General features: G+C 72.8%; 19 protein-coding genes and 1 riboswitch. Of the genes, 10 read left to right on the forward strand and 9 right to left on the reverse strand.

What is annotated here, in order from left to right; translation table 11 throughout:
• Both C2L59_RS17640 and C2L59_RS17645 read right to left on the reverse strand, forming a co-directional pair.
• Positions 1–1,815 (reverse strand): xanthine dehydrogenase family protein molybdopterin-binding subunit (locus C2L59_RS17640; protein ID WP_103350640.1); only part of this gene is annotated, 1,815 nt, incomplete at its 3' end.
• A 30-nt stretch (positions 1,816–1,845) separates the two neighbouring features.
• A complete protein-coding gene (locus C2L59_RS17645) occupies positions 1,846–2,601 on the reverse strand; it encodes a sulfite exporter TauE/SafE family protein (protein WP_103350609.1) in 756 nt (251 codons plus the stop codon).
• Positions 2,602–2,695: 94 nt separating this feature from the next.
• On the opposite strand from C2L59_RS17645, the gene C2L59_RS17650 reads away from it, so the two are divergent.
• The 3 genes from C2L59_RS17650 to C2L59_RS17660 all read left to right on the forward strand — a co-directional run bounded on the left by C2L59_RS17650 (position 2,696) and on the right by C2L59_RS17660 (position 7,570).
• On the forward strand, positions 2,696–3,280 hold the full coding sequence (locus tag C2L59_RS17650; RefSeq protein WP_103350641.1) for a dihydrofolate reductase family protein: 585 nt from the start codon (positions 2,696–2,698) through the stop codon (positions 3,278–3,280).
• A 119-nt stretch (positions 3,281–3,399) separates the two neighbouring features.
• Positions 3,400–6,441 carry a discoidin domain-containing protein gene (locus C2L59_RS17655; protein WP_103350610.1) on the forward strand — a complete coding sequence of 1,014 codons (3,042 nt, stop codon included), beginning with the start codon at positions 3,400–3,402 and terminating at the stop codon, positions 6,439–6,441.
• A gap of 82 nt (positions 6,442–6,523) precedes the next feature.
• Entirely contained in the window at positions 6,524–7,570 is a 1,047-nt protein-coding gene (locus C2L59_RS17660; RefSeq protein ID WP_103350611.1) for a LacI family DNA-binding transcriptional regulator, read from the forward strand.
• Here the strand turns inward: C2L59_RS17660 and C2L59_RS17665 are convergent.
• Both C2L59_RS17665 and C2L59_RS17670 read right to left on the reverse strand, forming a co-directional pair.
• A complete protein-coding gene (locus C2L59_RS17665) occupies positions 7,513–10,443 on the reverse strand; it encodes a glycoside hydrolase family 3 C-terminal domain-containing protein (RefSeq protein ID WP_103350612.1) in 2,931 nt (976 codons plus the stop codon). The two genes, C2L59_RS17660 and C2L59_RS17665, sit on opposite strands and share 58 nt — an antisense overlap.
• The gene (locus C2L59_RS17670) at positions 10,440–12,134 is read right to left on the reverse strand and encodes a discoidin domain-containing protein (protein ID WP_233223537.1); all 1,695 of its coding nucleotides are present in this window, start codon (positions 12,132–12,134) and stop codon (positions 10,440–10,442) included. Before C2L59_RS17670 ends, C2L59_RS17665 begins: the two co-directional genes overlap by 4 nt.
• A gap of 463 nt (positions 12,135–12,597) precedes the next feature.
• Between C2L59_RS17670 and C2L59_RS17675 the strand changes: the two genes are divergently transcribed.
• The gene (locus C2L59_RS17675; protein ID WP_103350614.1) at positions 12,598–14,808 is read left to right on the forward strand and encodes a discoidin domain-containing protein; all 2,211 of its coding nucleotides are present in this window, start codon (positions 12,598–12,600) and stop codon (positions 14,806–14,808) included.
• On the opposite strand, the gene C2L59_RS17680 is transcribed toward C2L59_RS17675, so the two are convergent.
• Together C2L59_RS17680 and C2L59_RS17685 are read right to left on the reverse strand one after the other, a co-directional pair.
• Entirely contained in the window at positions 14,710–16,245 is a 1,536-nt protein-coding gene (locus C2L59_RS17680) for an FAD-dependent monooxygenase (RefSeq protein WP_103350615.1), read from the reverse strand. The two genes, C2L59_RS17675 and C2L59_RS17680, sit on opposite strands and share 99 nt — an antisense overlap.
• Positions 16,246–16,249: 4 nt before the next feature.
• Positions 16,250–17,212 carry an MBL fold metallo-hydrolase gene (locus tag C2L59_RS17685; RefSeq protein ID WP_103350616.1) on the reverse strand — a complete coding sequence of 321 codons (963 nt, stop codon included), beginning with the start codon at positions 17,210–17,212 and terminating at the stop codon, positions 16,250–16,252.
• A 103-nt stretch (positions 17,213–17,315) separates the two neighbouring features.
• Here C2L59_RS17685 and C2L59_RS17690 point away from each other — a divergent pair, with 103 nt between their 5' ends.
• A complete protein-coding gene (locus C2L59_RS17690) occupies positions 17,316–17,846 on the forward strand; it encodes a MarR family winged helix-turn-helix transcriptional regulator (RefSeq protein ID WP_103350617.1) in 531 nt (176 codons plus the stop codon).
• Here C2L59_RS17690 and ribA read toward each other — a convergent pair.
• Positions 17,843–18,454 (reverse strand): GTP cyclohydrolase II, encoded by a 612-nt coding sequence (ribA, locus tag C2L59_RS17695; protein ID WP_103350618.1) that lies wholly within the window; start codon positions 18,452–18,454, stop codon positions 17,843–17,845. The two genes, C2L59_RS17690 and ribA, sit on opposite strands and share 4 nt — an antisense overlap.
• Before the next feature lie 268 nt (positions 18,455–18,722).
• On the opposite strand from ribA, the gene C2L59_RS17700 reads away from it, so the two are divergent.
• The gene (locus tag C2L59_RS17700; RefSeq protein ID WP_103350619.1) at positions 18,723–19,355 is read left to right on the forward strand and encodes a LysE family translocator; all 633 of its coding nucleotides are present in this window, start codon (positions 18,723–18,725) and stop codon (positions 19,353–19,355) included.
• Positions 19,356–19,383: 28 nt separating this feature from the next.
• Here the strand turns inward: C2L59_RS17700 and C2L59_RS17705 are convergent, their stop codons facing one another.
• Positions 19,384–20,445, reverse strand: coding sequence for a cobalamin-independent methionine synthase II family protein (locus C2L59_RS17705; protein WP_103350620.1), 1,062 nt, complete (start codon positions 20,443–20,445; stop codon positions 19,384–19,386).
• Positions 20,446–20,710: 265 nt separating this feature from the next.
• On the opposite strand from C2L59_RS17705, the gene C2L59_RS17710 reads away from it, so the two are divergent.
• Both C2L59_RS17710 and C2L59_RS17715 read left to right on the forward strand, forming a co-directional pair.
• Positions 20,711–20,974: a DUF3040 domain-containing protein gene (locus C2L59_RS17710; RefSeq protein WP_103350621.1), complete on the forward strand. Its 264-nt coding sequence runs from the start codon at positions 20,711–20,713 to the stop codon at positions 20,972–20,974.
• A gap of 15 nt (positions 20,975–20,989) precedes the next feature.
• Positions 20,990–22,015, forward strand: a complete 1,026-nt coding sequence (locus C2L59_RS17715) for a DNA polymerase IV (RefSeq protein ID WP_103350622.1) — start codon at positions 20,990–20,992, stop codon at positions 22,013–22,015.
• Here the strand turns inward: C2L59_RS17715 and C2L59_RS17720 are convergent.
• Positions 22,012–22,671 (reverse strand): TetR/AcrR family transcriptional regulator, encoded by a 660-nt coding sequence (locus C2L59_RS17720; RefSeq protein ID WP_103350623.1) that lies wholly within the window; start codon positions 22,669–22,671, stop codon positions 22,012–22,014. The two genes, C2L59_RS17715 and C2L59_RS17720, sit on opposite strands and share 4 nt — an antisense overlap.
• Before the next feature lie 89 nt (positions 22,672–22,760).
• On the opposite strand from C2L59_RS17720, the gene C2L59_RS17725 reads away from it, so the two are divergent.
• Complete coding sequence (locus C2L59_RS17725) at positions 22,761–23,651, forward strand: diiron oxygenase (RefSeq protein WP_103350624.1); 891 nt, start codon at positions 22,761–22,763, stop codon at positions 23,649–23,651.
• A 40-nt stretch (positions 23,652–23,691) separates the two neighbouring features.
• Positions 23,692–24,174, forward strand: a complete 483-nt coding sequence (locus tag C2L59_RS17730; protein ID WP_103350642.1) for a GNAT family N-acetyltransferase — start codon at positions 23,692–23,694, stop codon at positions 24,172–24,174.
• Between the two features lie 31 nt (positions 24,175–24,205).
• Positions 24,206–24,284: riboswitch (S-adenosyl-L-homocysteine riboswitch) on the forward strand.
• Positions 24,285–24,353 lie beyond the last annotated feature (69 nt).

Raw genomic sequence — 24,353 nt, forward strand, 5'->3', positions numbered from 1 at the left:
GTGCGCGCCGAACGGGAACGTCGGCTGGCCGTCGCCGAACCAGACGTCGGCGGTCAGCTTGCCGTCCGAGGCGGCTTCAGCCACCTGCGCCCAGCTCAGCACGGTGCTCGACGGCGCGCCGCGCACCTGCCAGACCCCGCGCTCGACGTCCAGTTCCAGATCGTCGGACGCGGCTTCCAGCAGGTCCGCCGCCAGCTCGCGGGCCTGGGCGATCACCGCGTCGGCCGCCTGCCGGATCGCCGAGCCGCCCAGCTGCAGCGACCGCGAGCCGAACGTGCCGATCGCCTTCGGCACCTCGTCGGTGTCGCCGTGGCGGACGGTGATCTTCTCCAGCGGCACGCCGAGCCGGTCGGACAGCAGCATGGCCAGGGACGTGCCGAGGCCCTGCCCGTGCGGCGAACTGCCGGTCCACGCGACGACCGAGCCGTCCGGATGGATGTCGACCCGGCCGCTCTCGCCACCGCCGTCGCCGCCGGTGATCTCGACGTAGGCGGCGATGCCGAGACCGAGCTCGACCGGGTCCCCCGCCTCGCGCCGCCGCTGCTGCTGCGCCCGCAGTTCCGGGTAGCCGGCGGCGGCCAGGACCTTGTCCAGCGCGGCCGCGTACTCCCCCGTGTCGTAGAAGGCGCCGGTCGGCGTCCGGTACGGGAACTCCTCGGGCCGGATGAAGTTGACCCGCCGGACGTCGGCCGGGTCCAGCCCGAGCTCGGCGGCGAACAGGTCCATCGCCCGCTCGACGGCGGCGGTCGCCTCCGGGCGGCCCGCGCCGCGGTAGGCCGCGACCGGCGTGGTGTTCGTGACCACCGCGCGGCTGCGCGTCTGCACCTGCGGGAACCGGTAGACGCCGACGGCCATCAGCTCGGTCAGCGTCGGCAGGAACAGGGTCCGCGGGTAGGCGCCCGCGTCCTGGACGACGTCGAGGCGGTAGGCGAGGACCGTGCCGTCGCGCCGGCCGCCGATGGTGACGGTGTTCAGCTGCGCGCGGCCGTGCGTCATCGCCGTCAGGTTCTCGCTGCGCGACTCGACCCAGCGCACCGGCCGGCCGAGTTCCCTGGCGGCCCAGCCGAGCACGGTCGCTTCGGGGTCCGCGCCGATCTTCGCGCCGAACCCGCCGCCGACGTCCGGCGCGATCACCCGCACCGACTCCTCGCCGACGCCGAGGCTCGCCGCCAGCTGCGTCCGGGCGATCTGGGCGTTCTGCGTGGACAGCCAGGCGGTCAGCCTGCCGTCCTCGCCCCAGGCGACGGACGCGCCGCGCCCTTCGAGCGGCGCCGGGGCGACGCGCTGGTTGGCGATCGTCTGCGTGACCACGACATCGCAGTCCGCGAAAATCGCGTCGTCGAACTTCTCCGCGCCGTTGACCTGCACGATGTTGCTGCCGGTGTCCGGGTACAGCAGCGTCTCGCCGGCCAGTGCGGCGTCGATGCTCGCGACCGCGTCCAGCGGCTCGTAGTCGACGTCGACCAGCTCGGCGGCGTCCGCGAGCTGGTAGCGCTCTTCGGTGAGGACCAGCGCGACGGGTTCGCCGACGTAGCGCACCACGCCGTCGGCGAGCCACGGTTCCTTCACCGGTCCGGCCGCGTGCGGGTCGAGGCCGAGGTCGGCGGCGGTGAACACGCCGAGCACCCCCGGTGCCGCCTTCGCCTCGGTCACGTCGATACCGCCGATCCGCGCGTGCGCGATCGGACTTCGTACGAAAACCGCGTGCGCGGCACCGGAAAGGGCGTCCGCCCGCAGATCGTCCACGTAGGTGCCGCCCGCGGTGATCAGGTTCTGATCCTCCTGGCGGACCACCCTGGTCCCGACAATGCTCATCTGGTCTCCTGCTCGCCGATACCCCGCCGATCATGCCCGCAGGCCGAGGACGACCGCCAGACCCAGTCCGCCGATACCGATCGCGATGCGCAACGGCGTCGCCGGCAGCCGGCGCACGAGGACCGATCCCAGCCACGAGCCGCCGAGCGAGCCGAGGCAGACGGCGAGCGCGGCGGGCCAGACCACCTTGCCGGTGACCGAGAAGACGATCGCCGCGAGGAAGTTGGCCGACCCGGTGACCAGGTTCTTCGCCGCGTTGGTCCGGGCGAGCGGCTGGTTCCAGACCGTGACGAGCAGCGCGAGCATGAGCACGCCCGCGGCGGCACCGAAGTAACCGCCGTAGCTGCCGATGAGGAAGGCGATCACGGCGGTCGCCGGGCTCAGGCCGTGGTGTTCGGCGCCTTCGGCGAGCCGCCGCAGGCGCGGGCCCGCCATCAGCACCAGCGACGCACCGCCGATCAGCCACGGCACGATGACGGTGAACGCGCCGGACGGCGTCAGCAGCAGCACGAGCCCGCCGACCGCGCCGCCGACGGTGGTGATGGCGCAGAGCGGGACGAGCCGGCGCCGCTGCCCGGCCAGCTCCGGCCGCGCGCCGGCGGCGGCGCCCGCGGTGGTGCCCAGCATGGCCACGGTGTTGGTGATGTTCGCGGTCACCGGGGGCAGGCCCGCGGCGAGCAGCGCGGGGTAGGACACCAGCGACGCGAGCCCGGCGGTCGCCCCGGTCAGGCCGGCCCCGACGCCGGCCAGCACGAGCAGGAGCAGCACCCACGGGTCGGTGATCACCCCGGCATCCCACCACGCCGCCGGGGTGTCGATCCGGGCCGCCGCCGTTCGTATGGGCGGTGACACACTGCGGAAGCGGAAGGACACCCTCTCGATGCGTTCGATCAACGTCACCATGAGCGTCACCCTCGACGGCGTCGTGCAGGGCCTCGGCCGGCCGGACGAGGACACCCGCGGCGGCTTCGCCCACGGCGGGTGGGGCACCCGCTACCAGGACGACGTCATGGCCCGCGAGATGGGCCGGGGCATGAGCCGGCCCGGCGACATGCTGTTCGGCCGCCGCACCTGGCAGGACTTCACCACCGCGTGGAGCCGCCGCGACGACGGGAACCCGTTCACCACGCACCTGAACGCGGCCACCAAGTACGTCGCTTCGACCACGCTCGACGACGCCGGCGCGTGGCAGAACTCGGTCCTGCTGCGCGGCGACGCGGCGGACACCGTGGCCGAGCTGAAGGCCGGGCCCGGCGAGGACCTGTCGGTCATCGGCAGCGCGTCGCTGGTGCGGGCGCTGCACGCCGCCGGGCTGGTCGACCGGTACACGCTGCTGATCCACCCGCTGACCCTCGGGACCGGTGCGCGCCTGTTCGGCGACGCGCCGCTCACCGAGTTCGTCCTCGGCAGCTGCGTCACCACGACCAAGGGCGTCGTGATCGCGCACTACGACCGGCGGGTATAGGGCGTTATACAAACAGCTTGTCCGAAACCGGACGGGATCGGCCGCCGGGGTTGCCCGGGGCTGCGGCGGCGTCCCAGAATCCGCGCTGACAAGGTTGTCAGCGAAACGGAGACCGGGGCATGGGCGAGCTGGACCGGCGGCGGGCACTGCGGTTGCTGGGCGCGGGCGGAGCGGCGGCCGCGCTGGCCTCGGGCCTGCTCCCGGGGCTCGCGCGGGCCGCGGACGGCACCGCGGCGGCAGCCGCCGGGCCGCCCGATCCGGTCGCGGCGACCTACCTGCGCGTGCTGCTGCGGCACACGCGCTGGGCCGAGCAGCAGTTCGACCCGGCCACCGGCACCTACCCGCTGCGCGACTTCACCTTCGCCGTGGTGCTCGGCAACGCCGTGCTGCTGACCCGCGACGGCTACGACGCCACGGTCGCCGGCGTCACCCGGGAGACGCTGCGCGACCACACGCTCGCCACGATCCGCCGGTTCGCCGCGTCGAACCGGCTCGCCGGCGGCACCGAGTGGGGCCGCAAGCTGTTCTTCGACACGACGTTCCAGTCGTACTTCGTGCTCGCCGCCCGTCTGCTGTGGACGGACCTCGACGACGCGACCCGGCAGAACGTCGAGCGCATCACCGCCGGCCAGGCCGCCTACACCGTCTCCCTCGGCACCGGCGACGACCCCGACTCGGGCAGCTGGACACCCAACGGCCTGCGCGGCGGCCACGTCGGCGACACCAAGCTGGAAGAGATGGGGGTCTACGCCCAGTCGCTCGCCCCCGCGCTCGCGTGGGCGCCGGCCGACCCGCGGGCGGACGGCTGGCGGGCCGCGTTCGGGACGTGGAGCCGCAACGAAGGCGGGTTGCCGGCCGCCGACCTGGCCAACCCGCGGCTCGTCGACGGCCGTCCGGTCAGCGCCAACACCGCGGCCAACCTCTACGACACCTTCCTCGTCGAGAACCACGGTTCGTTCGGCCCGCACTACCAGGAGGAGCTCTGGCGGACGTCCGGCCGCAATGCGATGCACTTCCTCGCCGCGGGCACGCCGCTGCCGGAGGTGCTCACCGCGCAGCCGAACGGCGAACTGCTCTGGCGCACGATGCTGCTGATGACCAGCGACGCCGGCGAGCCGCTGATGCCGATGGTCGCCGACCGCGAGCACCTCTACGGCCGCGACGTCATCCCGCTGGCCTTCCGCGCCCAGGTGCTCGGCGACCGCCACGCCGCCCACGCCGAGGCGCAGCTGGCCGCGCGGCTCGAGCCGTACCAGGCGTACGCCCCCGCCGACCGGATCACGAAGTTCTCCGGCGAACCGAAGTACGAGCCGGAGGCCCGCGCCGAGCTCGCCATCAGCTACCTGCTGCACGAGTGGCGCGCGAGCCACGGCGGCCCGGTCGTCCCGGTGAGCGACCGCGAGTTCGACGCGCACGCGGCCGGGATCGCCGACTTCGGCGCCGGGCCGGGCCTGCTCGCGCACCGCTCCCCCACCGCGTGGGCCGGGACGGTCAGCAAGCCCGGCTTCGTGAAGTTCGCCTGGCAGCCGCACCACGACGACTGGCTGTTCGTGCTCGGCGGCGCGAACCCGATGCTGCTGCCCTCGACGAACGCCGTCGTCCGGGAACGCCACGCCACCACCTACACGAAGGTCCGCGACGGCTTCGACGGCACGTTCGGCGTCCTGCGTTTCGACACCGGGTACGCCGGGTTCGCGACCCTGCCCACCGGAGCCGCGGTCTACGTCAGCACCGGCCTGACCGCGGGCGAAGGCGTCCTCGACATCTACAACCTGACCATGCCCGGCATGCCCGGCCTCGACGGCGACCGCACGTACACCGCCGCCGAAGGCAGCGTGACGATCAAGGCGCCGGCCGCGCCCACCGGCGCCCGGACCGACGACCTGACCTTCGCGCCGGTCACCGCGCGGCACGTCCGCATGCTCGGCGTGCAGCCCGACCCGACGTACGGCTACTCGCTCTGGGCAATCGAAGTCCGCGACGGCGACGGCCCCGACCTGGCGAGAACCGGGACGGCGACGGCGTCGTCGGTGTCCGCAGGCAAGGAGGCGAAGTACGCCGTCGACGGCGACCCGGCCACGCGCTGGGCGGTGTCCACATCGGACCGGTCGCGCGCGGACAGCTGGCTCGCCGTCGACCTCGGGACGCCGCGGCGCGTCGACCGCGTGCGGCTGAGCTGGGAGGCGGCGGCCGGCCGGAAGTACCGCGTCGAGACCTCGCCCGACGGCGTGACCTGGACGCCGGCCGCGACCTATCCGGTACCCGCCCTCAGCAGCACGAAGGGCCGGCTCGACATCGACGGCCGCGCCGGGATCACCGTCGCGGGCCCGAACCCGCTCACCGTCACCGCCGACCGCGTCACGCTCTCCGACGGCCCGCCCGCCCCGTTCGTCGCCGAGCTGCGGCCCGGTCCGCCGCAGGCTTCCGGCCGGGTCCCCACCGGTGCGGCCGCGGTCGAAGCCACCGTCACCGACGGCTTCCTCGTGCTGCTGAACCTCGGCGACGCCGCGGTGCACGGCACGGTGACCCTCCCGGGCGGCACCCGCCGGCTCTACCGCGGCGAGCAGGTCGTCACCCGGACCGGCACCGAATTCTCCTACGCGCTGGCCGCGGCGGAGGGCCGCATCGAGCCCCCGCGGTTCACGCTGACCGGCCCCGCCGGGGTGAAAGCGGTCGTCCGCGACGCGAGCCGGGTCGACCTCACCGCGCCGGCCGGGCTGCTGCCGGTGCCGGTCACGGTGACCCCGGACGGCGGGCGCGCCCGGCCGGTGCTGTTGCCGCCGCGCCGGACCGTGCCGGTCGTCTTCGGCGAACTCCGCCCGTACCCGCTGACCGACCGGGCGCTCGGGCGGACCACGTTCCCCGCCGAGCCCCTGCCCCCGGGGATGTCGAGCCCGGACGCGGCCGTCGACGACGACCCGGCGACGGCGTGGTGGCCCGGGTCCGGCGGCCGGATGGTGGTCGATCTCGGAGCCGTGACAGCGGTTTCGGCGGTCGAGCTGACCTGGACCCGCGGCCGCGTGCCGGCGGCGACCGTCGAAACCAGCCTCGACGGCGTCTCCTATACGGCCACCCGCACCGGACCGGCGCGGTACGTCGCCGTCCGCACGGACTGGCGCGGCGGCGACGCGGGCCTCACGCGGTTGTCCGTCCGGACTTGATCGATCTCGCACCGGTCGCGCCGGGCCTCCGGGCGGGTACCTTGGCACCACAGGGCTTGCCACCCCCCGCTCGGGAGGACGGATGCGCGTCACGATCGCCGAGGTCGCCCGCCGCGCGCGGGTGAGCAAGACGACGGTGTCGCGGGTGCTCAACAACAAGGCCGACGTGGACGCCGCGACCGCGATCCGGGTGCGCGAGGTGATCGCCGCGACCGGGTACATCCCCAGCGCCGGCGCGGTCGGGCTGGCCCGCGGGGTGACGCGCACGGTCGGCATGCTGGTGCCCGGGCTGACCTGGCCGTGGATGGGCGAGGTGCTGCAAGGCGTCGCCGACGTCGTGGAGTCGAAGGGCTACGGCCTGCTGCTGTCCACCGCCAACCGCGGGCCCGACTCCCTGGAGGAGTTCTCGCGCCAGGTGTCGGCGAAGGCGTTCGACGGCCTGCTGCTGGTGGAGCCGCCGGACGCGGTGCGGCACCTGCGCGTGCTGCACGACTCCGGGCTGCCGGTGGTGGTGATCGACGACCGCGGCCGCCGTCCGGCGTTCCCGTCGGTGGGCACCGACAACCGCCAGGGCGGCGCGTCCGCGGCCCGGCACCTGCTGGAGACGGGCCGGACACGCCTGGCCACCGTCACCGGGCCACGCGACTTCGGCTGCACCGCCGATCGCCTCAACGGCTTCAACGACGCCGTCCGCGACGCCGGCCTGACGCTCGACTCGCGGTTGATCATCGAGGGCGACTTCACGAGCGAGAGCGGCGAGGCGGCGATCCTCCAGCTGCTGCACTCCGGCCCGGAGTTCGACGCGGTCTTCGCGCACAACGACCTCACCGCGGCGGGCGTGCTGGCCGGCCTCCGCAAGGCCGGCCGCTCGGTGCCGGGGGACGTCGCCGTGGTCGGGTTCGACGACATCCCCCTGGCCGCGCACACCCAGCCGCCGCTCACCACCGTCCGCCAGCCGCTGCGGCAGATGGGCGAGACGGCGGCCGGGCAGCTGCTCGACCGGCTCGCCGGCTCGCCGTCACCGGAAGGCCCGGTGATCGTCCCGACCTCGCTGGTGGTGCGCGAGTCGACTCAGGAGACCGTCAGCGTCGCCGACAGCGGGACGTTGCGCGAGGAATCACCGACGTAGACGCGGTACTGGCCCGCGTTGGTCGTCCACGAGCCCGTCCAGTGCGCCAGGTCCCGCGGGGTGAGCGGGAACGACACCTGGGCGCTCTGCCCGGGGTTCAGCTGCACCTTCTTGAACCCCTTCAGCTGTTTCGGCGGCTCACCGTTACCCGCCGGCTGGCCGACGTACAGCTGGACGACGTCCGCGCCCGCCCGGGTCCCGGTGTTGGTCACCGTGGCCGTCACGGTCGCGGTGCCGTTCGTCCCCTGCGGCGTCACGACCGGGTTCGAGAACCCGAACGTCGTGTACGACAGCCCGAAGCCGAACGGGAACAGCGGCTCTAAATTGCGGCTGTCGTACCAGCGGTACCCGACGTTGAGTCCCTCCGAGTACTCGATGCGGTCGTTGGCGCCCGGGAACTGCTGGACGTTCGCCGTCGGCAGGTCGGCGAGCTGCTTCGGGAAGCTGACCGGCAGCTTGCCCGACGGGTTGACGTCGCCGTAGAGCAGCGACGCGATCGCGTTGCCGTTCTCCTGGCCCGGGTACCAGCCCTCGAGCACGGCCGCGACCTTGCCCAGCCACGGCATGGTCACCGCCGAACCGGTGTTGAGCACGACGACCGTGCGCGGGTTGGCCGAGGCGACCGCGTCGATCAGCTCGTTCTGCTGGTGCTGCAGGTCGATCGTGTCGAGGTCCTGGGTTTCGGACTCGCCGTAGCTGGCGAACACGATGGCCACGTCCGCCGCCTTCGCCGCCGTGACCGCGGCCGGGATGTTCGGCGTCTGCACGTGCTCCCCGGCGCCGTCCACATAGGACACGCTGACCCCGGACCCGGCGCGGGCCTTGATGCCGTTGATCGGGTTCACCGACGCCGGCGACGGGTTGACCTTGGCGCTGCCGCCGCCGATGTTCTGCGGGTCGATGGCGTCCCCGCCGGACAGGGCGATCGACTTGACCGACGAGCTCAGCGGCAGCACGCCGGTGTTCTTCAGCAGCACCGACCCGGCCGCGGCGACGTCCCGGGCGGTGGCCACGTTCGCCGCGTTCGTCACGACGGACTGGGGTGTCCCCCGCCGCGCCCGGTCGAACAGGCCGAACCGGAACATCTGCGTCAGCACCCGCCGGACCATGTCGTCGACGCGCGCCTGCGTGACCTCGCCCCGCGAAACGGCGTCGAGCAGGCCCTGGCCGAAGAACGCGCCGCCGGGCATCTCCATGTCCAGCCCGCCGTTGGCCAGCTGCCGCGCGCCGCCGGTGGCCGAGCCCCAGTCCGAGCCGACGAACCCGCCCCAGCCGGCGTCCTGCTTGATCGCGCTCGTGAGCACGCCGGCGTTCTGGCAGGCCGGGACGCCGTTGATCTGGTTGTAGGCGCACATCATGGACGCGACCTGGCCCTGGCTCGCCACCTGCTGGAAGGCCGGCAGGTACAGCTCGTGCAGGGTCCGGTCGTCGATGATGACGTTGTCCGACGGCGTTCCGCGCGACGCCCCGGCCTCGACGTTGTACGCCGCCGCGTGCTTGGCCTGCGCCATCACGCCCTGGCTCTGGATGCCCTGGATCGTCGCGGTTCCGGCCGCCCCGGCCAGGTACGGGTCTTCGGCGTAGGTTTCGAAGTTGCGGCCCCAGCGCGGGTCGCGGACGAGGTTGATCGTCGGGCCGAGGGCGATGTCGACGCCCTTGCCGGCGAACTCCGCGCCCATCGCGGTGCCGTACCGGTTCAGCAGTGCGGTGTCCCAGGTCGCGGCGGCCGTCACCGGCGCCGGGAACTGGGTGACGCCGTCGAGGCCGTCGCCGACCCCGGCCGGGCCGTCCTGCAGGCCGAGCGCCGGGATGCACAGCTCGGGCACGGCGTCGGTGTTGCCGATGTACGGCCCGGTCGCGCCGTTGCCGTGCAGCACCTTCACCTTCTGCTGCGGGGTCATCACCGCCATGAGCTGGTTCACCCGGTCGGCGACCGGCGCGGTGGACCCCACCCACGGGCAGCCACCCGGGTTGGTCGGCGTGGTCGTCGGCGGTGCGCTGTCGCTGGTGTGCACCGCGAACTCCCACAGCGAGACGCCCCACTGCGTCGCCCGGGCCGTCGCGTTCAGCCGGACGTACCGCGCCGTCCCGGACACGGCCGGGTGCTCGGTGCCGCCCGCGCCGGTCACGGTCGCCGCCGTCGTCCAGGTCGAGCCGTTGGTGGACAGCTGGATCGTGTACGCGCTCGCGTACGCCGCCTCCCACGTCAGGTCGACGCCGCAGACCGGCCGCGAGCTGCCGAGGTCGACCTGGATCCACTGCGGGTCGGCGGCCAGGCTCGACCACCGCGTCCCGGCGTCGCCGTCGAAGGCCGCCGACGCCGGGAACGCGTCGGACTGGACGCTCGAGGCCGACGCCGGCTGCCGCAGCGCCGCGTTCGCGCTGCCGCACGCCTGCACCGAGCCGTCGCCGAACACCTGGAACTCCCACAGCGACACGCCCCACTGGGTCGCGCGCTGGGTGGTGGTCAGGCGGACGTACCGGCCGCTGCCGGACACCGGCAGCGTCTGCTTGCCGCCGGTGCCCGTGGTGGTCGAGTACACAGTGGACCACTGGGACCCGTCGGCCGAGGCCTGGAGCGTGAACGCCTTTGCGTAGGCCGACTCCCACTGGAGCACGACCTGGTCGAGGGTGTGCGACGCGCCGAGGTCGACCTGCAGCGTCTGCGGGTCGGTGGCCAGGCTCGACCAGCGGGTGCCGGGGTCGCCGTCGACCGCCGCCGAGGCCGGGAAGGCGGCGTTTTCGGTGGAGGACGCGGTCACGGCGTGCCCCTGCGAGAGCAGGGTCGGCGCCGCCTGGGCGGTGAACAGCGAGGCCGTGAGCAGCCCCGCCGTCACCGTCGCGCCCAGGACGAGCTCGAGCCGCTGTCTCACTGGTAGACCCGAACGTAGTCGATCACCATGTCCTGCGGGAGCACGGTCCCGGCCCCCGGCGGCCCGGGCCAGTCGCCACCGATGGCGTTGTTGAGGATCAGGAAGAACGGGTGGTCGTAAACCCACGGCCCGCGCGTGCTCTCGACGGTGTCGCGGTTGATCGTCTCGAACGCGTTGCCGTCGACATAGAACGTCATGTGCGAGGCGTCCCAGTCCAGGCCGAACTTGTGGAACCCGGCCGAGACGTCCTGACCGAAGTCGAACGGCGCGCCGATGCCGCCGGCGCCGTTGTACGCCGGTGCGTGGATCGTCGAGTAGGCGAGGTTCGGCGCCTTCCCGACGTGCTCCATGATGTCGATCTCGCCGCAGTTCGGCCACGGCGTGCCGCTGAAGAAGTTGGCGCCCAGCAGCCAGAACGCGGGCCACAGGCCCTGCGTGCCGGACACCTTGATGTTCGCCTCGACGTGCCCGTAGGTGAAGCTGAACTTGCCGGCGGTGTTGATCCGGCCGGAGGTGTACTGGCAGGTGCCGCTGCCGCTGATCGGATCGACCGGGCACGCGCTGCCCGGGGTGGCTTCGCGGCGAACCTGGATGACCAGGTTGCCGCGGCCGTCCTGCTTCGCGTTGTTGTTGTTCGTGTAGTACTCGAGCTCGTTGTTGACGCCCGGGCCGGTCTCGGCGGTCCACTTGCTCGCGTCCGGGTTGGCGCCCGCGGCGCCGTTGAACTCGTCGCTCCAGACCAGCGTGCCCGGGAAGTGCGGGGCCGGCGGCGCGGGCGGCGGCTGCGTCGGGTTGCCGCCGGTGCCGTAGACGTCGAAGCCCCACAGCGAGTAGCCGTAGCCGTTGGAACGCGCGGTGCCGTACATCCGGACGTACCGGCCGGAACCGTTGACGGTCAGCGTCTCCTTGAAGCCCTTGCCCGTCGTGGTCGAGTAGAGCGTCGTCCAGTTCGCGTTGTCGTTCGACACCTGGATCTGGTACGCCACCGCGTAGGCCGGATCCCACTGCAGGACGACCTGGTGGATGGTCGCTGCCGCGCCGAGGTCGACGGCGATCCAGCCGGGGTCGACCCAGCCGGTGGTCGCGCTCGTCGCCCAGCGCGTGGCGGGGTCGTGGTCGAACGCCTTGGCCGGCAGGCAGCCCGGGCAGTTGCCGTCGTCCTGGTACGAGGACGCCGTACCGGGCTTGCCGTAGGACAGCAGGACGTCACCGGGCTGGGTCGTGCCGCCCCCGCCGTAGACCTGGAACTCCCACAGCGAGTAGCCGTACTGCGTGGCCCGCTGGGTGCCGGTCAGCCGGACGTACCGGCCGCTGCCGGTGACGTTCAGGGTCTGGGTACCGCCGGTCGCGGTGGTGGTCGAGTAGAGCGACGTCCAGGTGGCACCGTCGGTGGACGCCTGGAGCGTGAACGCCTTGGCGTAGGCGGCTTCCCAGCTCAGCACGACCTGGGTCAGCTGCTGGGCCGAGCCGAGGTCGACCTGGAGGTACTGGGGGTCGCTGAAGCCGCTGGACCAGCGGGTGCCGGGGTCGCCGTCGACGGCGGCGGACGCCGGGAACGCGGCGGACTCGGAGGAGGACGCCGTCACCGGACGGCCTTGGGAGAGCAGGACGGGCGCGGCCTGCGCCACCGGCGCGGTGAGCAGGGCGGCCAGGGTCAGGGCGAGGACGGCGAGAACCCGGGTCCTCGGCATGCGGCGTTGCATGGGCACCTCCACGGCGAACCGGCGCCGGGGCGGCCTTGCCCCGGCGCGGAACGGCTCACGTGGTCTTCGGCGCGGGTGTGGGTCCCGGCCGTCGGCACGCTCTTAGTTCAAGATATAAATAAAGAGCCGTAAAATGTCAACGGCACTGCGCCGGACGGTGGGCCCGGCGAAGGAATCCGCGCCGGATCCTTGACTTCGCCGATCTCCGCGCTGTTAACTGCGAGCTCACCGACGGAACCGGTTCCGTGACCGCCACCCGGAACGGCTCCGCCGCAACACACACCTGTTCGGGCTGACCGGTTCGCGCCGTCACACCCACCCCGGTACCGCTCCTCCGGCTCACGGTGCCGGGCGGGTGTCCGGACGCGAACCCGCCGCACCACCCGACGCCGGCGCGAGCTGTGGGGCTCGCCCGACCCGTTCCGTCCTCCCCCGATCAGCAGGCAGGCCGATGAGATCACTGACGTTCTCCCCCGTTCACCGCCTCCTCGTCATCGCCACCACCTTCGTCACCGCGGTCACCACCGCGGCCGTGGTCGGCGCCGCACCGGCGCAAGCCGCCGCGTGCGGCTCGGCGAACCTCGCGCAGGGCCACCCCGCGACCGCGTCCTCGACCGAGAACGGCGGGACCCCCGCGTCCGCCGCGGTCGACGGCAACTCCGGCACGCGCTGGTCCAGCGCGTTCACCGACCCGCAGTGGCTGCAGGTCGACCTCGGGTCCGCCCAGCAGCTCTGCGACGTGGTGCTCAGCTGGGAAGCCGCGTATGCCCGCGCGTTCACCGTCCAGCTGTCCGGTGACGCGAACAGCTGGACCACGGCGTACTCGACGACCACCGGCACCGGCGGCACGCAGACCGTGGCGCTGTCCGGCACCGCGCGCTACCTGCGGGTCACCGGCACCCAGCGGGCCACGCAGTACGGCTACTCCCTGTGGGAGGTGGCCGTGCACGGCTCCGGCGGCAGCACGATCCCGCCGACCGACCCGCGCAACCCGGACCTCGGGCCGAACGTGTCGGTGTTCGACCCCTCGACCCCGGCCGCGACCATCCAGAACCGGCTGACGCAGCTCGCGAACCAGCAGCACACCAACCAGTTCGGCAACGAGCGCTACGCCGTGCTGTTCAAGCCGGGCACGTACAACGCCGACGTCAACCTCGGCTTCTACGAGCAGGTCGCCGGGCTCGGCCTCTCCCCCGACGACGTCAACCTCAACGGCCACGTCCGCGTCGAGGCGGACTGGCTGCAGCAGGGCGACAACCCGAACAACAAGGGCAACGCGACGCAGAACTTCTGGCGCTCCGCCGAAAACCTGTCGGTGACCCTGCCGGCCGGCCAGGTCGAGCGCTGGGCCGTCGCGCAGGCCGCGCCCTACCGCCGGATGCACCTGCGCGGCAGCCAGATCCAGCTGTGGAACGGCGGCGACGGCTGGGCCAGCGGCGGCCTGATCGCCGACAGCAAGATCGACGGCGTCGCCGTTTCCGGTTCCCAACAACAGTTCCTGACCCGCAACAGCGAGCTCGGCGGCTGGCAGGGCGGGGTCTGGAACATGGTGTTCGTCGGCTCGACCGGCACCCCGCCGGCGTCCTTCCCGAACCCGCCGGAAACGGTCGTCGGCCAGGCCCCGGTGATCCGCGAGAAGCCGTTCCTCTACGTCGACGGCTCGGGCAGCTACAACGTGTTCGTCCCGGCCCTGCGGCAGAACGCGTCGGGGACGAGCTGGGGCCACGGCGCTCCGGCCGGGCAGTCGATCTCGCTCAGCGAGTTCTACGTCGCGCACCCGTCCGACTCGGCCGCGACGCTCAACGCCGCACTGGCCGCCGGGAAGAACCTCCTGGTGACGCCGGGTGTCTACCACCTCGACCAGGCGCTGAACGTCACGCGCCCGGACACCGTGGTGCTCGGCCTGGGCCTGGCGACACTGATGCCCACCAACGGGAACGCGGCCATCACGACGTCCGATGTGGACGGCGTGAAGATCGCCGGGCTGCTGGTCGACGCGGGCGCGGTGAACTCGCCGGTGCTCGTCCAGATCGGCCAGCCGGGGTCGAACGCCGGTCATGCGGCCGACCCGACGTCGCTGCACGACGTGTTCTTCCGGATCGGCGGCGCGGCCGTCGGCAAGGCCACCCAGACGCTGGTCGTCAACTCGAACAACGTCATCGGCGACCACATGTGGCTGTGGCGCGGCGACCACGGCAGCGGCGTCGGCTGGAACGTGAACACCGCGGCCAACGGCCTGGTCGTCAACGGCGCGAACGTGACCATGTACGGCCTGTTCGTCGAGCACTACCAGCAGTACGAGGTGCTCTGGAACGGCAACGGCGGGCGGACGTACTTCTTCCAGAACGAAATGCCCTACGACCCGCCGGACCAGGCGTCCTGGTCCAGCGGCGGCGGCCGGCAGGGCTGGGCGGCGTACAAGGTGGCCGACTCGGTGACCAGCCACGAAGGCTGGGGCCTGGGCAGCTACTGCTTCTTCAACACGAATCCGTCCATTGTGGCCAGTCACTCGTTCGAAGTCCCGAACACCAGCGGGGTCCGGTTCCACAACCTCGTGTCGGTGTCACTCGGCGGCGTGGGCACGATCGCCCACGTCATCAACGACACGGGTGACGCCGCGAACACCGGGCACCAGGTGAGCCCGCTCGTCTCCTACCCGTAGCACGGCGGCGACGTGCGCGTCCGGGCGGACGAGCCAGGCTTCGCCCGGACGCGCACCCAGCACCCCGCCCACCGGGATCTCCACCGACCGCAGCCCCGGCGCCCGCACCCCCGGGGTCGTCAGGACGAGGAACCCCTGCCGGGCCAGGTCGCGCAACCGTCCACCCGGGACGGTGAGGTCGGGCAGCAGCACGCCCGGTCCCGGCGGCGGCAGCGTTCCCCGCGGCGGCCGTCCCGCGCTGGGCCGGTCCGGATCGGGCGTGGTCAGCGGGGAGTCCGCGTACCAGAACGGTTCCGCCAGCCGGCCCGAGTCGACCTGCGCGCAGACGGCCGGGTCCTGCGCCGCCCGCGTGAGGACGTCGAGCCGGCGGCGGCGCTGCGCTTCGTCCCGGGGCACCAGGAAGTCCATCGTGGCCGTGGTGACGGCCGCGTTCTCGACCGCCGCCGCGTGCCGCTCGGTGTGGTAGCTCTCCAGCAGCTCCTCCCCCGCGTCGCCGCGCAGGACGGCGGCCAGCTTCCAGGCCGCGTTCTCCGCGTCGGCGACCCCGGAGTTGAGGCCGCGCGCGCCGAACGGCGCGACGAGGTGCGCGCAGTCCCCGGCGAGCAGCACCCGGCCGACGCGCATCCGCGGCACCAGCCGGGTGTGGAAGCGGTACACCGAACGCCAGCGCACCTCGTACGGCCGGTCGCCGATGATCGCCCGGATCCGCTGGTCGAGCGCCCCGCCCGACTCCTCGGCCGTGAGGTCGTAGTCCTCGGGGACCTGCCAGTCGATGCGGAACTCCGAGCCCGGGCACGGGTGGATGAGCACCTGGCGGCCGGGGTTCCAGGGCGGGTCGAAGTAGAACCGCCGCTCGGCCGCCCAGCCGGGCAGGTCGGCGCGGATGTCGCAGATCAGGAACAGATCCCGGAACGACACGCCGTCCAGGCGCTGGCCGAGCGCCCGCCGCACGGTGTCACCGCGCGAACCCGCGCAGGCGATCGCGTAGGCGGCCTCGATCCGGCGCGGCCCGTCCTTCGTCTCGCAGTGGATTTCGACGCCGCCCGCCTGCGTCAAACCGGTGACGCGGTGGCCGCGGCGGACGTCGATCAGCGGCTGCCGCGCGATGAGCTCGTCCAGGACCTCCTCGACCCGGGCCTGCGAGAGGTTGACGAACGGCGGCAGCGCGGACCCCGCGTCCGGCAGCGTCAGCGAGAACAGCTCCCGGTCGCGGTGGAACGTCCGCGCGGTCGTCCAGGTGAGACCCTCCTCGGCGAGGCACCCCGCGCCGAGGGACGCCCAGACGTCCAAAGTATCCCGTTGCTGGCAGATGGCCTTGGACCCGACGGGATCGCGCGCCTCGTGCTCGTCGACGAGCACGACCGGCACGCCCCAGCGCGCGAGCAGCAGCGCGGCCGTCTGGCCGACCGGGCCGCTGCCGAGGACGGCGACTGTCATCGCCCTAGCCTTGGAGCTGGTCCCAGACTTCGCGGTCCCGCTCGGCCGTCCACACCACCGGCCGTTCGACGCCGCCCAGTTCGTCCCAGACGCGCGAAACGTCGAAGGGCAGGCAGTGCTCGAAGATCGGCCAGTGCCCGTACTGGTCGTTCAGGGCCGCGTGGGTGCGCTCGAAGGCTTCCTTGAGCGTGCCGCCGGCGTCGCGGACCGCGCCGACCTCGCGCAGCATCGTGGTGAGGAAGTGCCGGGTCTGGGCGATGGCGGCGTCCACGGCGTCCCGGCCGCGGCTGACTCCGCCCCGCCCGCCGATCAGGGTTTCGGCGCCGAACGCCGCCACCCGGTCCAAGGTGGACGAGGCCCAGTCGCGGTGGAACGCGTCCCCGGTGTACAGCGCGGCTTCGGCTTCCACGAGGTCACCGGCGTAGAGGATCCGCCGGCGCGGCAGCCAGGCGACGAGGTCGCCTTCGGTGTGGCCGCGGCCGCAGTACTGCAGGACGAGGTCGCCGCGGTCGCCGCCGAGGTCGATGGTGAGCCGGTCGGAGAAGGTCAGCGTCGGCCAGGTCAGCCCGGGCACCGATTCGGCGCCCTTCGCCAGCCGCGGCATCCGGCCGAACTCGCTCTCCCAGTCCTCCTTGCCGCGTTCGGCGACCAGGGCCCGGGTGTTCTCGTGCGCGACGATCACGTCGGCGTCGAACGCGGAGGCGCCCAGCACGCGGACGGCGTGGTAGTGGCTCAGCACCAGGTAACGCACCGGTTTGTCGGTGTGTTCGCGCAGCTTGGCGAGCCATTCGGCGGCCGCGACGGGGGTGGCCAGCGCTTCGAAGCAGACCAGGAAGTCCTCGCCTTCGATGGCGCCGATGTTGGGGTCACCTTCGGCGGTCAGGGCGTAGACGCCCTCCGCGAGGACTTCCAGGGTCTGCGCTTTCTCCGCCAGGTCGGCCGAAGAGGCGAAGGCTTTCTTCGTCACGGCGAGCGCTCCTCGATCGTTGATCGTCAAAGGATTGACTACCTCGGGTCAGGCTAGCCCCGCCGGCGCCCGCGGGGAACCCTCTTTCGCCTAACCTGGCCGCATGACGGACCGACCGGCCGACCTCGACTACCTCTCGTTCGTCGACTACGCGATCGGGAAGACGCAGGCCGAGCTGCCCGCGACCGACCCGGTGGCGATGCGTCTCGGCCTGACGCTGCACCGCCTGGCGGGCGCGCTGGTCTACGACTGGGAGTCGACGGTCCACCGTCCCCGCGGCTGGAGCTGGGGCGGGTTCCGGGTGCTGTTCGTGCTGTGGCTGGCGGGGCCGCTGGAGTCGCGCCACGTGGCCCGCCTGGCCGGGATGAGCCGCGCGGCGGTGTCGGCGCTGGTCAAGACCCTGGAGCGGGACGGCCTGGTGACCCGCACCCAGGTCCCCCACGACCGCCGCGCGGTGCAGCTGGCCCTGACGCCGGGAGGCCACACGGCGGTGGCGGAGGCGTACCAGGAGCACAACACGCGCGAACAGGCGTGGGCGGCGTCGCTGACCCCGGCCGAGCAGGGCACCCTCATCGGCCTGCTGGAGAAGCTGACCACGGGCCCGGCCGCCGCGGCGGCCCAGCGCCTGGCCTAGCTGGCCAGACCGGGCAGCAGGAGCGTGTGCCCGGTCTGCTCGGCTTTCGCCCGCAGGTACCGGACATTGGTCTCGGTGGCGAACACCCCGGTCGGCACCCGGTCGCGCACGACGATGCCGGCGGTGCGCAGCTGCGCGGCCTTGTCGGGGTTGTTCGAAAGCAGATCGACCCGGCCGACACCGAGCGCACCGAGCATCTGCGCGGCAACGGTGTAGTCACGGGCATCTTCGGGCAGCCCGAGCGCGGCGTTCGCGGCGTAGGTGTCGAGCCCGCCGTCCTGCAGGGCGTAGGCGTCGAGCTTGTTGTAGAGCCCGATCCCCCGCCCTTCCTGCCGCAGGTACAGCAGGTAGCCACCGGTCTCGGAGATCCGCACAACAGCCTCGGCAAGCTGCGGCCCGCAGTCACATCGCGCCGACCCGAAGACATCCCCGGTGAGGCATTCGGAGTGCGGCCGCACCAGCGGCACGTCACCGGGCGTCCCGAGGACGAACGCCAGGTGTTCACCACCGTCGGCCAGCCCCCGGAAGGTCACGGCCTCGGCATCGACGGCAATACCGCCGTCGAGCCGCAGCGGAATCCGCACCCGCGTCCGCACCTCGGCCGTCATGCCGTCGCCCCTGGTCTCACCCACATGGTCGAGCGTACACGAAGTTCAAATTCGAACATCGAGGGTGAGCACGGCCACCACGCCGCTGCCCCGGACCGGCCCCGCCACCCTCGCCCCGCCACCGCCCTCGCCGCCCTCACCCCGCCACCGGCGGCGGTGCCCTCACCCCGCCACCGCCCTCGCCCCGCCGCCGCCGGCGGCGCCCCGCCGCCGCCGGCGGCGCCCCGAGCGACGAAAACCCCTGGCGCCCGGGTCCTATCCTCACCTCATGATCCCCGGGGCCACCGCCGCATCGTTCCTGCTGGTCGTCATCCTCGGCGCGATGTCGCCCGGGCCGGACTTCGTCGTCGTCACCCGCTCCGCCCTTGCCGGGGGGCGCCGCGCCGGGATGGCCGCCGGTGTCGGTATTGCGCTCGGTGTCTTCGCCTGGGTTGTCGCGATCGCTCTGGGCGTCGCCGCCGTGCTCACTGCCTCCGCCGTCGCCTTCACCGTTGTCAAGCTCGCCGGAGCCGCCTACCTGGTAGTCCTCGGGATCAAGGCATGGCTGGCCGTGCGCCGCGGCGGCTACGCCGACCTCAAGGAGGCGACCCCGGCCGAACGGCTCGAAGCCGGCGCCGCCTTCCGGCAGGGCCTGGTCACCAACCTGCTGAACCCCAAGGTCGCCGTCTACTTCCTCGCCCTGCTGCCCCAGTTCCTCCCCGCCGACGGCTCCACCCTGCAGACCCTCGAACTCGCCGCCATCGCCACCGCCGGCACCGTCGTCTGGTTCGTCAGCCTCGCCGTCGTCGTCGGGGCGCTGAAGCGGTTCTTCAGCGCCGGGCGCGTCCGGCGGGGCCTCGACGCCGTGCTGGGCAGTGTGCTCGTCGCGCTCGGGGTGAAGGTCGCCGCCGAAACGGCGTGAGCCCGGGGCCGGGCTCACGCCGTCCGGCTCAGCCCAGCGCTTCGGAAGCCAGGCGGGTGCCCTCGACCCGCGCCGTGATCTTGGCGAACGCGATGTCGCGCGAGGTCGACGTGTCGTCGGCGAACGGGGAGAACCCGCAGTCGTCGCAGGTGCCGAGGCGCTCGGCCGGCACGTACTTCGCCGCGGTGAGGACCCGGTCGCGGACCTCCTCCGCCGTCTCCACCCGCGGGTCGATCGGGTCCGTGACGCCGACGAAGACCCGCTGGTCCGCCTTCAGGTGCTCGGCGATCACCCGCAGCGCGCGTTCCGGGTCGGCTTCGCCGGCCAGCTGGACGAAGAACCGGCCGGCCCGCAGGTCGAACAACGCCGGCAGCAGGCCCGCGTAGTCGACGTCGAGGCTGTGCACGGAGTCCTGGTCGCCGCCCGGGCAGGTGTGGACGCCGATCTTCGCGCGCTCCTCGGCGGTGAACCGGTCGAGCACCGCGTTGTTGAGGTCGACGAACTGCCGCAGCAACCCGCCCGACGGGTCCAGCTTCAGCGACAGCCGGCCCTCGGTGAAGTCGATCTGGACGCTGTCCGCCCCCGCTTCGAGGCTGGCGCGGATGTCCGCTTCGGCCTCGTTCACCAGGTCGGCGACGAACTGCTCCTGGGCGTACCCCTCGATGCCGTCGGCCGGGTAGATCAGCGAGAGCGCGGATGCGGCGATCACCGCCTGCTTGACCGGCCGGGTGGTAAGCGCTTTCGCCCGCGTGAGGTACGCATCGGCGTGGATCGCGTAGCGGAACGGGCCCGCGGTGAGCCGCGGCAGCTGCCGGGTGTGCCCGTCGGCGAACGGGATGACGACGCCGTCCGGCGCCAGGGCGTCGAGGCCGGCCAGCGGGTAGGTCGCGAAGCTCGGCTTGCCCTGCTCCCCGTCGCTCAGCACCGGCGACCCGGTCTCCTCGAAGCGGCGGATCGTGTCGGCCAGCGCGCGGCTCTCCAGCTCGGCGAGCGCAGCGGCGTCGATCCGGCCGGCCGCGAACTCGCCCAAGCCCTCGACGAGGTAGCCGGGCCGCGGGATGCTGCCGATCGGTTCGGTGGGCAAAGTCATGCGGTCCTCCGGCTGTTTGAAGGCTCGGCCGGCCACGGGCGCGGAGGCAGGACGTGGCCGCTCGGCCGCCCCCACCTGCCGTCCGGTCCGTGACCGGCCACGTTCAAGCAGCAACTTAACGTGGCCGAGGCCGGTCGCGGAGCGCGGATCACCCGGTCGGCTTAGCAAAAAGCACGAATTCAGAAGACGTTCGGCGGTTCGCGGGGAGGACGATTGGGTATTCGCTACGGCGACACGGCGGGTTCGGCGCCGAAGGAGTACCCCGATGCTCAGTCACCACGACCGCACCGAGCTCGAAAAGATCGAGCGCAGCCTCGAGCTCAGCGACCCCGGCCTGGCCGCCGCGCTGCGCGACGGCCGCCGCCCGAAGTCACGCGCGCTCCGCGGCACCCTCCTGGTCCTCTTCGACATCACCGCCGTCACCCTGCTGGTTCTGGGCCTCGTGTTGCCCGACCCCGGGGTGACGCTGTGCGGGATCCTCGCCCTCACCGGCACCGTCTGGACCCACGTGGCGCGGCACCGGATCTGAGGCAGACTGGGCGGGGTGAAGTGGGTCCTGCACGTCGACCTCGACCAGTTCATCGCCGCGGTCGAGATCGCCCGCCACCCGGAGCTGCGCGGCAGGCCGGTCGTGGTCGGCGGCAACGGCGACCCGGCCGAACGCGCCGTCGTCGCGACGGCGTCGTACGAGGCCCGTGAGTTCGGCGTCCAATCCGGCATGCCGCTGCGGATCGCCGCGAAGCGCTGCCCGGAGGCCGTCTTCCTGCCCAGTGACCCGGACGCCTACCTCGAGGTGTCGGCGCGGGTGATGGCCGCGGTGCGGGAGCTGCCGGTGGTGGTCGAGGTGCTGGGCTGGGACGAGGCGTTCGTCGGAGCGGAGACGGCCGACCCCGAGGCGCTTGCGGCGTCGATCAAGGAGGCGGTGGCCCGCGAGACGGGGCTGTCGTGCGCGGTCGGGATCGGGGACAACAAGCTGCGGGCCAAGCTCGCCACCGGGTTCGGCAAGCCGGGCGGGATCTTCCGGCTGACGCAGGAGAACTGGTGGGAGGTGATGGCGGCCCGCCCGACCGACGCGCTGTGGGGCATCGGCGGCAAGACGGCGAAGAAACTCGCTTCCCTGGGCATCGAAACCGTCCTCGACCTGGCCGGCGCGGACCCGGCGGAGCTGGCGGCCCGCTTCGGCCCGAAGACCGGCCCCTGGCTGCGCCTGCTCGGCGGCGGCATCAGTGACGCCGAGGTGAGCGCAACCCCGTGGGTGGCCCGCTCCCGCAGCCGCGAGACGACGTTCCAGCGCGACCTGTCCGACCCGGCGGAGATGGCGGCGGAGGTCTCGGCGCTGGCGAAGCGCGTGGCCCAGGACGTCCTCGAGGAGGGCCGCCCGGCGGCGCGGGTGGCGGTGAAGGTGCGGTTCGTCCCGTTCCTGACCCACACGCACAGCATCACCCTGCCGGAGCCGACGTCGGACGCCGCCGGGATCGACCGCGCGGCCCAGGAGGTGCTGGGCATGTTCGAGCTGACCCGAGCGGTCCGGCTGCTGGGCGTGCGAGCCGAGTTCCCGCGCGCGGACTAGAGCCCCTCCGGGAGCGGGAGCGGCCGGTCCGGGTCCACCGTGACCCCGCCGGCCCGCAGCGTGTGGTCCAGCATCGCCCAGATCGTGCCCGTGAGCTGGCCCGTCAGCTGGGGCAGGCCGAGCGCGCCCGGGTGGTCGAGCCAGCGGGTCGTGGCCGATTCGACGTAGCCGACCAGGCCGAACGCGATCGTGTCCGCCGGGGTCGGGTCCAGGCCGAACGCCGTCAGGTAGCCCGTGAACAGGGAACTGAGGTGGCGGGCGATCGCGCCGCGGACGTCCGGGCGGTCCTCGGGGCCGCCCGGGAGCGTGCGGGTGAGGTAGCGGTGCAGGTGGGCGTGCTCGGTCAGCCAGCGCAGGTGCGTCGAGATCACCGTGGAGATCATCTCGTTCGGGGAGCCCTCGGGGTGCCAGAGCGGCGCGAGTTCGGCCGTGACCAGCTCGGCCGCGCGCTGGGCGATCGCCCGCTGGAGGTCCGCCGCGCCGTCGAAGTGCCGGTAGAGGCGGGTGCGGGCGACGCCGGCGCGTTCGGCGATCTGCTCGGTCGAGACGTCCGGCCCGTGCTCGGCGATCGCGGCCAGGGCGGCGTCGACGAACTCGGCGCGCCGCCGCTCCTGCTGGCCCGCCCAGCGCGCGGCCCGTCCGTCGACCTTGGTCACGGCGGAAGCCTACTCAGGACCGGCCGGGCGGTGTACGCTCCCCGAAGTAACTAGTACACCGCGTACCCCCTACTTTTCCGGAGGCCGCCATGGGCGTCGAGGCCCAGGACCGGGACGTCACCGCGGCTCGCCTGCTCAAGAGCTCCGCGAAGAACTCCTACGACCCGTACGTCGACATCGACTGGGCCGCGCCGCTCGCCGAGGGCAAGGCGTACATGCCGCTCGAGCGCGTCTCCCTCTACGGCACCGACCTGTGGGCGAAGCTGACGCCGGAGCAGCGGATCGAGCTGTCCAAGCACGAGATCGCCAGCATCATGAGCGTCGGACTGTGGTTCGAGATCGTCCTCATGCAGCTGCTGGCCCGGTACGTCTTCGACCTGGACGCGCGCACCGAGCACGCGCAGTACGCGATGACCGAGATCGGCGACGAGACCCGGCACTCGGTGATGTTCGCCCGCACCGCCGAGCGGCTCGGCGTCCCGCGCTACGGCGTCCCGAAGGTGGTGCACCGCGCCGCGAAGGTGTTCGGCGCGACCGCCGCCGGGCCGTCGATGTTCGCCAGCGTGCTGGTCGCGGAGGAGACCACCGACCGGCTGCAGCGCTCGATGATGGACGACGACGGCATCCAGCCGCTGATCCGCTCGGTCAACCGGATCCACGTGGTCGAAGAAGCCCGGCACGTCCGGTTCGCGAAGGAGGAGGTGCTGCGAGAGACGCCGAAGCTGTCTAAGGCGGCACTCCAGCGGCACCGCCTGCGCACGGCCCTGGTCGCGTTCGGCGTGATCGACAGCATGGTCGACGCGCGGATCTACCGCAGCGTCGGGATCGACCCGCGCGAAGGCCGCGCCGCGGCTCTGGCGAACCCGCACTTCCACGAAACCCGCCGCTGGATGGCCGAGAAGATCGTCCCGTTCCTGCGCGAGTCGGGGTTGATCGGCGGCCGCTCCGAAGGCATCTGGCGGCGGGCGCACCTGGTGTAATCCCGTCGCCGCCGGCGCCGTGTTCGGCCAGAATGCGCCGGTGATCACCACGAGGACCGCCCGCCCCGAAGACGAAGCCGCCCTCGCGCGGCTCGACGAGCGCACCTGGACCCCGGCCGTCTCGCCCGCTCCCCCGCCGCCGCCCGGGACGCCGTTCTTCGGCGGCGGCACGCGCCCCGAGGACGTCCTCGTCGCCGAGCACGACGGTGTCGTCGCCGGGTACGTCCAGCTCGGCGACGGGTTCGACATCCCCGCCCACCGGCACGTGGCGGTGATCGACGGGCTCGCCGTCGATCCGGACCGGCGGCGGCTCGGGATCGCGCGGCAGCTCGTCGAGGCCGCCGTCGAGGAAGCGCGCCGCCGCGGTGGCCGCAAGGTGACGCTGCGCGTGCTGGGTCACAACACCGGCGCCCGGCGGGTTTACGAGCTGTGCGGGTTCGTCGTGGAAGGCGTGCTGCGCGGCGAATTCCGCATCGATCAGCGGTACGTCGACGACGTTCTCATGGCGCGCGCACTCGCTTGACAGCCTCGCCGCGGCTTTGCCATCCTGGTTCCGGGCCGAGAGGCGCTGCGACGGAACTCCCTTCCGCCACGCTCGGCCCGTGATCACGACTCCAAGGGCGCCTCCCGCGAGGGAGGTGCCTTTTTCTTTGTCCGCAAGGACTTCCGCGCTGCCTCCCGAGCGGTCCGCCGACGAACCCC

It is taken from the genome of Amycolatopsis sp. CA-128772 (assembly GCF_002904295.1).
Lineage (GTDB): Bacteria > Actinomycetota > Actinomycetes > Mycobacteriales > Pseudonocardiaceae > Amycolatopsis.